The following is a 12577-nucleotide window of genomic DNA, read 5'->3' on the forward strand; positions in this document are numbered from 1 at the left end:
CGGCTGCCGCCGCGGCGCTACCGGGTTTTCAAACGTCCTTTGCCGCGCAGTGCGGTATTTTTACAGTTTCGAACGGCCAAGGAACAACGGGGCTTATCTGTTTTTCAGACGGTATTTTTTCCGCTTCGGCGGCTCTGGGTCGATGTTCCGGGTCAGGTAGCCATACAGGAGGAACAGCACGATTCCGCCCGCGGTAATAAGCGCTCCCAGCTTCAGGCCGGGTGTCTGATAATCGAAACGGATCTGGGAGGTTCCCGCGGGAACCTTCACCGCCATGAAGCCGACGTTTACCTTTTGAATCGGGACGGTGCTGCCGTTGACCTGCGCGCTCCAGCCGCTTTCCCACGGAACGCTGAAAAACACCAGCCGCTCCTTGTCCGTGGTAATTTGCGCGGAAAATCCTCCATTGTCGTGGCTGAACTGGGAGCAGGCCATCGACCTGCGGTCCTCACAGTTCTGATAGTATTCTTCGTTGGTGTCGGAATAAGTGGAATAATTATAATGCTGCAGAATGCCGGAATATTTGGAAGCATCCTCGTCCGGGATGACAATGGCCTTCAACAGAAACTGGCTCCGGGTGTCCTGCGGCACCTTGTCGTATTCGCTGCGGGTGACGTAATAATCGTAGCTGAATCCCATCGGAATATAATAATCGTTCTGGTAAATGTCAAACCCGTTCTGTGTGGCGTAGTAGCTCCAGCCGGGCATGGAGGGGTCAGCGCCCCCTTCCCCGGCAAAGCTTTTTCCGGTTAGCACGGGGTCAAACAGCCAGCGGCAGCTGGTCAGCCCGCGCAGTCCGTAGTATTTGACATCCGGGCGGGAGGCTACGTCGCGCTGCACGCCGATGGTCGGATAAAATTCCATGACTGAGCCGGGCACAATGCTGTGGAACGCCTGAATGGTAGGCATCTGCCAGTACATGGGCTGATTGTCCATGCCGTCGTAAACGTCAATTCGGTAGTTCTGTGCGTTCTGGTCTGGCAGGTTTATATCTTTCCCCGCGTTGAGCGAATACGGGATAATCTCTTTGTGCGTGTCATCGCTCTGCGTTTTTCCCAGTGCGATAAAGTACCACGAGTAAACGACGGAAATTAGTGCCACACCGGCCAGGCTGTACCGCACGAATTTGGCCTTATCCCGTTTGTAAAATTTAAATATGATGGTCAGCAGGGTCAGGCCGAGCAGGGCGATGGCTACATAGGACCAGAACCGCGTGGGGTAATCCTCCAGACCAAAGGTAGTGGTTTTCACGCCGTCCTGGTTGGTGGTTTTCACCATCAGCCCGATGGGGAGCGCAATGCCCAGCGTGATGCCGGTTGTCCAAAGAATCGCGCGTTTCCAGTCGATGCAGTCATACTGGAGCGAAAGCACGGTGGCAAGGCTCATCATCAGCGTAAGCATATAGAACCAGCGGGCGTAATAAGAAGCATTAAACAGTTGGAACATGGAGTTCAGCACGGGAACAAATGCCATGAGGAACAGCAGGAACAGCAGCTTTTTCAGCCAGTGACGGTGGCGCATTTGCAGAAAGCCGATGACACCCGTCATGCTGAACAGCGGCAGCCACGCCCCAAGCGAAGCCCATTTTGCCTCGGAATTTGGGGTGAAGTTCGGCCTTGCCGGAATATCCGGCGGGAAGAAGAAGCATTCCAGAATGTGCACATAGCGCTGGTTCCAGTCGTAAAGCAGTGCGTTCCAGCCGTTCGGCGGATTGTTGACGCGTGGATTCTGCAAGACCGCCAGAATGGTAGGTACCAGCAGCACACCCGCGCAGAGCACGCCGATGACAGCCTCCGCAAACAGAAGCACAAAGTCGCGCAGGGTAATTTTCCAGCTACCGCAGAACAGACGCGTAAAGCCGTAAAGCAGTGCGAACACGACCTGTCCCACAAAGAAATAGTAATTCACAAAGCAGCAGGCGAACACCGTCAGCGCAAAAAGGCCCCTGCGCCGGTGGTCCATGTATTCATCCATAGCCCAGAGCATGAGCGGGAAAAATACGATTGCCTCATGAAAGTGATTGAAGAAAATATTATAAACAGAAAATCCGGAAAACGCGTAAAGCATTCCGCCCAGCACCGCATAATCGGGGTTGCGGACGTAGCGTTTCAAATAGGTAAATCCCGTCAGCGAGGCGCAGCCGAATTTCAAAATCAACAGCGGCCCCATCAGGTGGGGAACCATCCAGCTTGGGAACGGGATGGTCAGCCAGAAAAACGGGCTGCCCAGAAGATAAAAGGAGTAGGAGCCGATGAAATTCGCCCCAAGGTCGGTGGTCCAGTTCCAACCGAAGTTTCCGCTGCGTATGGCGTCGTGGCACATCTGGTAAAATGGCACCTGTTGTACATTATAGTCGCCGTAAAACAGAAAATATCCGTCGTCAAACAGAATAAACGGAATAAAGACCAGAAACGATATCGCCATACCGGCAAGCAGTGCTTTCCAATAATAGTAGTGTTTGCCGCTGCGGTTCATCCAATGCAATCTGTCCGTCAAAACGCCGCCTCCATTTCCCAGCGAACTGCTGATTCAGTCGTAAGAATCAACGGCTGCCTAGGGCTAAGTTTGTAAAATGATGAGAATGGTGCGCATTGCTCAAACCAAAAAGAAGAATCGAATAAACTCCATTGTGGTTGAGAAAAAGCGTTTTCTTCTTAGAAAAACAAATAAACCTAACGGTTATTATAGCATACAAATTTTGGACAAATAAAGGGAATTTTATAAATTCAGGCAGAACGGTTGCTTTTTTTTCGAATCCTGTTTATAGTAATACCATTCAATCATGATTACATGAAATTTATGTGACCAAAAACGGAAGAATTTGCGAGGAACGCTTTTCCTGGGAGGGGTTTGTATGGAGCATTTTTTTGCGATGCTTTCGCGTATGAAGTGGATTAACCGCTGGGGCCTGATGCGCAATACGAAAAGCGAAAATCTTTGTGAACACAGCTTTGAAACCGCGGTGATTGCCCATGCGCTCGCGGTGCTGCGCAACCGCCGGTTCGGCGGGCGGGTTAACCCGGAACGTGCGGCTTTGCTCGCGCTTTACCACGACGCAACTGAAATCATTACCGGCGACCTGCCCACCCCGGTAAAATACCACAATTCGAAAATCCGCTCCGCTTACCGGGAGGTAGAGAGCGAAGCACAGGGCCGGCTGCTCGGGATGCTGCCGCCTGACCTGAAGCCGGATTACGAAGCATTGTTTTGCGCGCGGGAACCGGGCGACGAAGAACTGCTGCCGCTGGTCAAGGCGGCAGATAAGCTTTCTGCCATTGCGAAGTGCGTGGAAGAACGGGAAATGGGAAACAACGAATTTACCCGCGCAGAGGCGACGCTGCGCAGCACGATTGCCGCGATGCATCTGCCCGAGGCGGATTGCTTTCTGGAGGAATTCATGCCTTCGTACAGCCTGACGCTGGACGAGCAGGACGGCCCTGCATGAACCGGTGTAAATTGGGAAACCTGAAACTATGTAGGCTTACGCCGGGGGAAGCCGGAAGCAGCGGGACGCCCCCGAAATTCAGACACGGAGGGGACTGGGGTTGTGAAAAAAAGACAGCATCTGGAACAGTCGGAAAGCCCGAACTATAATCCACAGGACAGCACCCGCGACAGGGCGAAAAAGGTTTTGTCGCTGGTATTCGGCATTCTTTTTCTTGTTTTTGGGGTGGGGTGCCTTTATGTGGACAACATGCTCAGCAAAATCAATTTTGTTCCGAACGAATCGGAAAGCTTCGGCTTGTCCTCTACTGCCGTATCTGCGCCGGTGTCCGTTCCGGAATCTGCGGCCAGCTCGGAACCAATCTCTGAACCGGGTATTGTCGGAGGGTTGTACCATGATGATGCCATTACCAATGTGCTGCTTCTCGGGGTGGACGATTATCAGGCGAATGACCCGGGCCGCAGCGACACCATGATGCTGGTTTCCGTGGATACCCGCCACCAAAAGCTGAAGCTTACTTCCTTTATGCGCGATTTGTACGTGGCGATTCCGGGGCACAGCAGCAACAAACTGAACACGGCGTATCACTTTGCCGGGGGCGGCGCGTCGGGCGCGGCGCAGACTGTGCTGACCATTGAAGCGAATTTCGGTGTGGACATTGACCGGTTTGTCATTATTTCGAACTCTGCGTTTGATAAAATTGTGGATCAGCTGGGCGGGGTCAGCGTAACCATTACAGCGAAAGAAGCAAAACTGATCAACCGTTATTCCGGGGATTCGCGGCGCAACCTGACCGCAGGCACATTTAACCTGAGCGGCAAGCAAGCGCACTATTATGCCAGAATCCGTGCCATCGGCGACGATTTTGAACGCACGGAGCGGCAGCGGAAAGTGTTTGTCAGCCTGGCAAACAAATTTAAAACGCAGAATATCGGCACCATTTACAATGCCCTTTCCAATACGCTCGGGCTGGTGACGACCAATATGACCAAAAATGAAATTCTGGGCATGGCCGCCAATTCCCTTACGTATCTGAACTACCCCATTAGCCAGTGCAGAATCCCTGCAGACGGCGAGTATTATTCGGATAATCTTACGGTCGGGAACGTACTGGTGCCCGATATGCCGGCCTGCCAGAAGCGCGTGGCGGAGTTCATTTTTGAAGACGATCTTCCGGGGAAAAAGGCGGAATAAAACCGGAAAAATAAAACTTAAATTTTAAATCCGAATCGTTGGGTTGAATTCATACACTATTCATATTATAATGTTATTATTGGAATTATGTTGAAAAACCAGCAGGGTATAATGAAAAAATCAGCTGCGGCTGATTTTTCCGCCCGAAAATTGTCGTTTTGGCACGCTGTGCGGCGCAGTTTTTGGCTGGGTGCCTGTTTTATGAAATTATAAAACGGTGGAATTTGGCCTTTAAGGATTGATGTTGTGAACAATATAAGAAAAAGCCCTGCCAGGGCAAGTTTTCAAGAGCATTTGGCAAGAAGAATTGTCTGTGTGGTTCTTGGCGTTCTTTTCCTGTTTTCCGGTGTGGTGTGCCTTTACGCGGACCGGATGTTGAGCCAGATTAACTACGCGGCGCAGGATACCCCCTCCCATGTGCAGACCGGCGAACTGTTCGGCGGGGTGAACGGAAAATCGAACGGAACCTCCAGTGCTAAGTCCGGGCTGGTGGGCGGCCTTTATCATGACGATGCGATTAATAATATTCTTTTGCTGGGTGTGGACGATTACCAGAAGAACGACATCGGCCGCAGCGACAGCATGATGATGGTTTCGGTGGACTCCCGCCACAGCAAACTAAAGCTGACCTCATTTATGCGCGACATGTACGTCGCCATACCGGGCTTTAAAAGCAACCGCATCAACACGGCTTATTCCGACGGCGGCGGCGGACCGGACGGCGCAAAACTGCTGGTTAGTACGCTGGAAGCGAACTTTGGAACGGACATCGACCGGTACGTGATTATCAGCAACTCCGCGTTTGATCAAATCATTGACAAGCTGGGCGGCGTAACCATTACGCTGACTGCGGGGGAAGCAAAGCTGATCAACCAGAATTCCGGCGATTCACGGCGGAACCTGACTGCCGGCACGTTTAACCTGAGCGGCAAGCAGGCGCATTATTATTCCCGCATCCGTGCCATCGGTGACGACTTTGCGCGTACCGAACGGCAGAGAAAGGTTTTTTCCAGCATTGTCAGCAAATTGAAGTCTTCCAATATTGCAACCATATACAGTACACTTTACGAAGTTCTGCCGTTGGTTACCACCAATATGACGAAGAACGAAATCCTTGGCATGGCGGCCAACGCCCTTACATACCTGAACTACCCCATCAGCCAGAACCGGGTGCCTGGGGATTCGGATTACCATTCCGAACGGGTCAGCATTGGGGGGAGTCCCGCAGATGTATTGGTACCGGATTTGCAGAAGTGCAGCCAGAACTTGGCAAGCTTTATCTATGAAAGTGATATTCCGGATAAACAGTACGAAGACTGACCAAAATACGATAGAAGCAGAATATTTTCAGCCGCGGCTTCTGCCGCGGTTTTTTTAAAAGGAGAATTCAACATGCCCGCACCGCTTTACCACGCACTGCAGAAACACAAACAGATGGAACGCGCTTCGTTCCATACCCCCGGCCATAAGGGAAACCCAAATGCGCTGCCTGCCGACCTGTTTCAACTGGATTTTACGGAACTGCCGGATACCGACAGCCTGTTTGAAGCAAGCGGGCCGATTCTGGAGGCGGAACGGCTGGCGGCTTCGCTGTTCGGTGCGAAGCGGACCTGTATTTCTGCGGGAGGGTGCACGCTTTGCATTCAGGCCATGTTCCGCCTTGCTGCACCGGAAGGCGGAGCCGTCATTTGTTCGCGTACGGTGCACCGTTCTGCAGTGAACACGATGGCACTGCTCGGCATTGAGCCAATTTGGGCGCTGCCCGGCGATTTGGAAGACGTGATTCGCAGCCACCCGGAAGCGAAGGCGGTTTATGTGACCAGCCCAAACTACTATGGGCAGCTGCTCAATATTCCGGCGCTTTCCGCCGCCTGCAAGGAGATGGGGATTCCACTGCTGGTGGACAATGCCCACGGAACCCATCTGATGTTTACCGATCCGGTTCTGCATCCGCTTGCACTGGGGGCAAGCATGACCGCCTGTTCTGCGCACAAAACGCTGAACGTGCTGACCGGCGGGGCGTGGCTGAACATTGCGGACGAACGCTACGCTGACGGTGCCAAGGACGCGATGGCGCTGTTCGGCTCCACCAGCCCGAATTATATGGTGATGGTTTCCCTTGACCTTGCGCGGGACTGGCTGGAAAGGCACCGCGGTGATTACCCGAAGCTGCAGGCGCGTGTGGCACAGATTCGGGAACAGGCAGCACAGAAAGGAATGCTGCCCCTGGGGGGGCTGATTGACCCCACACGGATTACGCTGAACACGGCTGCCATCGGAGTGAGCGGAACCAGCGCAGCGGAATTGTTCCGGGGTGCGGGTGTGGAGCCCGAATACGCGGACGGCGCGCATGTGGTGCTGATTGCCACACCGTTTAACACCGAAGCGGATTTCACGCGTCTTTCCGACGCGATTGACCTTCTGCCTGTGCGTGACCCGCTGCCTCCGGTTTCGTCGTTGCCGCCGCTGCCACCGGTGAAGGTGCCGTTGAGGGAAGCGGTTTTTGCCCGTGCCTGCGAAATTCCGCTGGAACAGGCAAAAGGCCGAATCGCCGCGCAGGCCGCGTGCCCATGCCCGCCCGGCGTGCCCGTGGTAATGCCCGGCGAGGAAATTACCGCGGAGGCCATTGAGTTTTTACGCGGGTATGGCTTTTTTTCCATAAAAGTGCTAGAATAAACAGAGAGAAATCGAATTATATTTATACAGAGTTTCTATGAGTGTAACCAGATTTAAAAAAGATTTTTCTTTGGACTTTTTTCAGCACCCCCCAGATTCCATCGGTTGAAAAGCTGTTTGCCTGGTTGTTCCGCGGCTGAAACGCGGGTGGAATCGGAGAATGTGCAGGTTGGCTGCAGTGGAAAGTGTAGCCCCCAGGCGGATTTACGATGAGTTTTAGCCCGGTAAGGTTTCCCGGACTTTTGGGGATGGCTTCAGCCCTAACCTTAAAGAGTCCATTGATATATGACCTGTAATGGAGGGATCATTATGAAACTGGTACTTGCAATTGTGAGCAACGACGACAGCGGAATGGTTTCTGCAGCACTCACAAAGGAAGGCTTTTCCGTCACGAAGCTCGCGACCACCGGAGGATTTTTAATGGCCGGCAATACGACGTTTATTGTCGGCACCGAGGACGACAAAGTGGATCAGGTGATCGATGTCATCTCCCGGCAGAGCCGCCGCCGTACTCAGCTGGTGCCCAGCACTACGACGATGGATGTCGGAATGTATTCCTCGTTCCCCGTGGAGGTCACGGTTGGCGGTTCCACCATTTTTGTTCTGAACGTGGACCGTTTTGAAAAGGTATGAGCGTCCTGAACCTGCATGAAATTCCGGATGCGGGCGCGGCGGGAAAGCAGCTTTCCCTTTTGTTTCAGGAGGGAAGGCTGCCCCATGCCTTGATTCTGGAAGGCGCGCCGGTGCGCAATGAAGTGGCGCGCCTTCTTGCCCGCGCGCTGGTTTGCGGGGGCGAGGGGGAACGGCCCTGCGGCCGCTGCCCCGCCTGTGTGAAGGTGCAGGCGGGTTCCCACCCCGATTTGACGGTGCTGGACGGCGACGCCGACCCGCGCGCATTTCCCATTGACGCAATCCGCGCCATTCGTTCGGATGCTTACGTTAAACCGAATGAAGCGCCGGGCAAGGTGTTTTTGCTGCTTGGCGTTCAGTCTATGACGGAGGTTTCCCAGAATGCGCTTTTGAAGGTGTTTGAGGAACCACCGGAAAATGTGACTTTTATTCTGACAACGGTCAGTGTTACCTCGCTTCTGCCGACCATCCGGTCGCGGGCCCAGGTGTTTTCATTCGAGGGTGAGGTCGCACCGGAGGAGGAAATCCAAAAAGATGCGGCGCAGCTCGCCCATGCGGTGCTGGCGAAAAACGAATCGGAGCTGCTGTTTCGGTTGGCCGGGCTGATTCGGGACAAGACCCGGCTTGCCTCCGTTCTGGAGCAGCTGGGGTTGATTTTCCGCGACGCAGCGGTGCTGCGTGCAGGGGGAAATGTGTGCCTTTCCGGTTCTGAGGAACCGGCGCGTGCGCTGGCCTCTGCGCTGACGCGTGACCGGCTGATGCTGCTATATGAAGAAGCGAAAAAAGCGGGGCGCGCTATGGAGCGCAATGCAAACGCCGCGCTTTTGGTCACTGCGCTGTGCTCCGGCCTGCGCGAGGCAGCAGATAGGTAACACACTGTTTTCCAAAGGCTCGACGGTGGATTATAAAAGTAATATTTAAATTTTTTACGATATATAATTATGATTTGGAGGGCTTTATGGCCGAAGTAATTGGCGTTCGTTTTAAAAATGTCGGAAAGGTATATTACTTTGACCCGGACGGAAATCAACTTTCCAAGGGAGATATGGTGATTGTAGAAACCGCACGCGGCGTGGAATGCGGTGAAATTGCCATGGAGAACCGCGAAATCAGCGACGAAGGGATTGTTCAGCCGCTGAAAAAGCTGATTCGCGTTGCGACCAAGGAGGACCTGAAGAAGGTTGCCGAAAACCGGGCAAAGGAAAAGACCGCGTTTGACATCTGCCTGAAAAAGATTGCCGCCCATAAGCTGGAAATGAAACTGGTGGACGTGGAGTACACGTTTGACAATTCCAAGATTCTGTTTTATTTTACGGCGGATGGTCGTGTGGACTTCCGCGAATTGGTCAAGGACCTTGCATCGGTGTTCCGCACCCGCATAGAGCTGCGCCAAATCGGCGTGCGCGACGAAGCGAAAATGCTGGGCGGGCTGGGTATTTGCGGCAGGCCGTTTTGCTGCTCCACATTTTTGGGTGGTTTTCAGCCGGTTTCCATTAAAATGGCAAAGGAGCAGGGGCTTTCTTTGAACCCTGTAAAGATTTCCGGCACCTGCGGCAGGCTGATGTGCTGCTTGAAATATGAGCAGGAGGCTTATCTGGATTTGCTCCGCACTACGCCGGTTGTCAATTCTATTGTCATGACGCCAAACGGAAAAGGAACGGTCGTGGATTCCAATGTTCTGACCGGCATTTTGCAGGTCCACCTGGATTCTTCCGCGCCGGACGCTGCCCCACAGTCGTTCAAGGTGGCGCAGGTAAAGCTGCTGAAAGGCGGCCGTATCAGCCTTGACCGGAAGGAACTGGAAGAACTAAAGGATTTGGAAAAGGACTGACCGACGAAACATCACGATAAGCGTTGATATCGGTCATAAAAAGGAATTATTTGTATGATTGGGCCCGCTTTGTCGCTTTTTCTCGAATTTCCTGTTGCAATTTCCACTTTATATGTTAAAATGGGGATGTAATACTTATTGGAGGTGTTTCCTATGGCATATGCAATCAGTGACGAGTGCATTTCCTGCGGCGCATGTGCAGCAGAGTGCCCTGTTAATGCGATTTCCGAAGGCGACGGCAAATATGAAATTAACGCGGATCTTTGCACCGAGTGCGGTTCCTGCGCAAGTGTTTGCCCGGTCGGCGCACCGGCACAGGCTTAATCAGCCACGACGAAAGGCGGAGCGTTTTAACGCCCCGCCTTTTTTCTTGTTCTAAGTTCTTCCATGCCGGTTGATTATGGGCGCATGGGGGTTGCTATACTATCCATCGGGGTAATTACGGATTAGTTGCCGGCTCCCGGTTTGCCTCTGTTGGACCGGCGTGGGCTTATAAAGATTCAAAAAATTAAGGAAACATCGGTGAGGTTTTATGCTGCTGCCTGGGGAACATTTCGAACCACTTTCCCGCGAATGCTCTGTGATTGTGTCGGAGCACCATCGCTTTAATACAGATACCATTCTGCTGGCGCAGTTTTCCATGCCGCGTAAGGGGGAAATCTGCGCCGATTTCGGTACGGGCTGTGGTACCATTCCCCTGATTTGGTGCGCCCGTTCCAGTCCAAAGCGGGTGTATGCGGTGGAACTGCAGGAGGACGCCTGTGGTATGGCGCGCCGTTCCGTAGAACAAAACGGGTGGGAAGAACGCATTACCGTCGTGTGCGGTGACATCACGTCTTTGCCCAAAACAAAATCAGTGCCGCACGGCCTGGACCAAATTGCCTGCAATCCTCCTTACAAGCCGATGGGCACCGGTGTGCGCAATCCGCACGAGGGGAAAAGCATTGCCCGGCACGAGGTGGCCTGCAGCTTTGCGGAGATTGCGGCGTCTGCCGCCGCGTTGCTGCGGTGGGGCGGGCGGTTCTGCTTCTGCCTTCGCCCGGAACGATTGTGTGACGCCATGGTAACGCTTCGCAGCGCCGGGCTGGAGCCGAAGCGGCTGCGCTTTGTGCAGCAGCGGGCGGGCAAAGCCCCGTTCCTATTTTTAATGCAGGCTAACCGCGGCGGCAAGCCGGGCCTGCAAACGGAGCCGGTGCTGCTGGTGGAAAACAGCAACGGAGGATTTTCAAGCGAAATGATGGAAATTTACGGAGATTACGGGGAGGGACATAAATGACGGGGAAGCTGTATGTGGTCGGCACGCCGATCGGGAACCTGTCGGACTTGTCGCCGCGCGCGGTTCAGACCCTGCGGGAAGTGGATTTTATCGCCGCAGAGGACACGCGCGTCACGCTGAAGCTATTGAACCACTTCGAGATAAAAAAACCGATGGTCAGCTATTTTGAACATAATAAATATGAGCGGGGCGACATCATCTGTGACCGCATAGAGGCGGGGGAAACCTGCGCACTGGTGACGGACGCAGGGATGCCCGCCATTTCGGACCCGGGAGAGCTGTTGGTCAAACAGTGTGCCCAGCGGGGGATTCCCGTTTTGGCGGTGCCGGGGCCAAGTGCGGTAATTACGGCGCTTGCAGTATCCGGGCTGCCCACAGGCCGGTTTACGTTCGAAGGCTTTTTGAGCGTAAACAAAAAAAGCCGGCGCGAGCATCTGGAAGCGGTGCGGGAGGAGCGCCGCACGATGGTTTTTTACGAAGCGCCGCATAAGCTGGCCGACACACTGGCGGACATGCTTGCCGCCTGGGGTGACCGGAAAATTGCGTTGGTGCGCGAACTCACCAAGGTGCATGAAGAGGTGATTCGCACTACGCTGGCCGAAGCAGCAGCACGCTATGCGGACGGGGGAGCCAAAGGCGAATTCGTTTTGGTAATTGAGGGCGCATCCGCGCCGGAAAAAACGGAGTATTCCCTGGAAGAAGCGGTGGAGTTGGCGCGCGGGTTCGCGCGGGATGGCCTTTCGGCGTCGGAGGCAGCGAAACGGGCCGCGGCGGAAACTCGATTGAAAAAAGGGGAAATCTACCGCGCGCTCCAAAGCGAAGCCCTAGCATCCGATGAGAATTAAAACAGCCCGCGCACCCGTTTTCGGGTGCGCGGGCTGTTGCTGTTTTCTCCGCAGGCTTTAGCCCTGCTTGTTTTAAAAGAGGGGCGGCAGCAAACGCCGTGGGAGTGGCCGCATTGCCAAACAACCCCCTTCACTTTAGAAGAATGCGGGTTTCCCCGGGGTTTAGACTGACCAGTTTTGCAGAAATGCGCGGGTGTTTTAGGCTGAACCGAACCATATCCCGCAGGGTCTGACCGTTATGGTAACCGTGAATGACACGGATTTCCGTAATTTCCTTTCCTGCGCGGGACAACAGGCGTTCCAACGCCCGCTTTGCCTCTGCGGAGGTCATTCCATGAATATCCACCTCAATGACCGTACCGATTTTTGTTTCCAGCACAGCGCTCATCGTCCTTTCCTGACCGGAAGCTGTGTTTCGTTCTGCGGCAGTGCTACGTTCTTTGGTTTTATTATACATCAAATTGCGATCAAACTGTGAACAATCCGTAAAACGGGATGAAAAGTAGGTTCCGTTATGTTATAATAAGGAAGTTGGCATAGGCCGTTGTTCCGTTCGAAAATTGCTGTAACGTTTCGGACCGCACAGGTCATTCGGTGCATCGGCGGCTGATGTTCTATTCAAAAGTATAATTTGGCGCACAATGTCTTGCCCGCCCCGGCGGCGTGGTTTTACGGCATGG

Annotated in this window: 12 protein-coding genes; 10 read left to right on the forward strand and 2 right to left on the reverse strand. The window is 53.7% G+C overall.

The annotated features are described in order from the left end of the window. Positions 1–93 precede the first annotated feature (93 nt). A complete protein-coding gene (locus tag ACSVDI_RS01840) occupies positions 94–2496 on the reverse strand; it encodes a YfhO family protein (protein ID WP_457944310.1) in 2403 nt (800 codons plus the stop codon). Positions 2497–2854: 358 nt separating this feature from the next. On the opposite strand from ACSVDI_RS01840, the gene yfbR reads away from it, so the two are divergent. From yfbR to rsmI, 10 genes are all read left to right on the forward strand, one after another. After that, positions 2855–3445, forward strand: coding sequence for a 5'-deoxynucleotidase (gene yfbR / locus ACSVDI_RS01845; protein ID WP_457944312.1), 591 nt, complete (start codon positions 2855–2857; stop codon positions 3443–3445). A 102-nt stretch (positions 3446–3547) separates the two neighbouring features. Beyond that, positions 3548–4639 (forward strand): LCP family protein, encoded by a 1092-nt coding sequence (locus tag ACSVDI_RS01850; protein ID WP_457944313.1) that lies wholly within the window; start codon positions 3548–3550, stop codon positions 4637–4639. A 246-nt stretch (positions 4640–4885) separates the two neighbouring features. Beyond that, positions 4886–5959, forward strand: a complete 1074-nt coding sequence (locus ACSVDI_RS01855; protein WP_457944315.1) for an LCP family protein — start codon at positions 4886–4888, stop codon at positions 5957–5959. Positions 5960–6031: 72 nt separating this feature from the next. Continuing rightward, positions 6032–7315, forward strand: coding sequence for an aminotransferase class I/II-fold pyridoxal phosphate-dependent enzyme (locus ACSVDI_RS01860; protein WP_457944317.1), 1284 nt, complete (start codon positions 6032–6034; stop codon positions 7313–7315). Between the two features lie 309 nt (positions 7316–7624). Continuing rightward, positions 7625–7948, forward strand: coding sequence for a cyclic-di-AMP receptor (locus ACSVDI_RS01865; RefSeq protein WP_457944319.1), 324 nt, complete (start codon positions 7625–7627; stop codon positions 7946–7948). Continuing rightward, on the forward strand, positions 7945–8817 hold the full coding sequence (locus ACSVDI_RS01870; protein WP_457944321.1) for a DNA polymerase III subunit: 873 nt from the start codon (positions 7945–7947) through the stop codon (positions 8815–8817). The genes ACSVDI_RS01865 and ACSVDI_RS01870 overlap by 4 nt, the downstream gene beginning before the upstream one ends. Before the next feature lie 86 nt (positions 8818–8903). Continuing rightward, positions 8904–9776: a PSP1 domain-containing protein gene (locus ACSVDI_RS01875; protein ID WP_457944323.1), complete on the forward strand. Its 873-nt coding sequence runs from the start codon at positions 8904–8906 to the stop codon at positions 9774–9776. Positions 9777–9929: 153 nt separating this feature from the next. Beyond that, the gene (locus tag ACSVDI_RS01880) at positions 9930–10100 is read left to right on the forward strand and encodes a 4Fe-4S binding protein (RefSeq protein WP_457944325.1); all 171 of its coding nucleotides are present in this window, start codon (positions 9930–9932) and stop codon (positions 10098–10100) included. A gap of 208 nt (positions 10101–10308) precedes the next feature. Next, a complete protein-coding gene (locus ACSVDI_RS01885; protein WP_457944327.1) occupies positions 10309–11052 on the forward strand; it encodes a tRNA1(Val) (adenine(37)-N6)-methyltransferase in 744 nt (247 codons plus the stop codon). Beyond that, entirely contained in the window at positions 11049–11897 is an 849-nt protein-coding gene (gene rsmI, locus ACSVDI_RS01890) for a 16S rRNA (cytidine(1402)-2'-O)-methyltransferase (protein ID WP_457944329.1), read from the forward strand. The genes ACSVDI_RS01885 and rsmI overlap by 4 nt, the downstream gene beginning before the upstream one ends. 130 nt (positions 11898–12027) lie before the next feature. Here the strand turns inward: rsmI and ACSVDI_RS01895 are convergent, their stop codons facing one another. Next, on the reverse strand, positions 12028–12285 hold the full coding sequence (locus tag ACSVDI_RS01895; RefSeq protein WP_457944331.1) for a Smr/MutS family protein: 258 nt from the start codon (positions 12283–12285) through the stop codon (positions 12028–12030). Positions 12286–12577 lie beyond the last annotated feature (292 nt).

This window comes from Caproiciproducens sp. LBM24188, assembly GCF_054130445.1.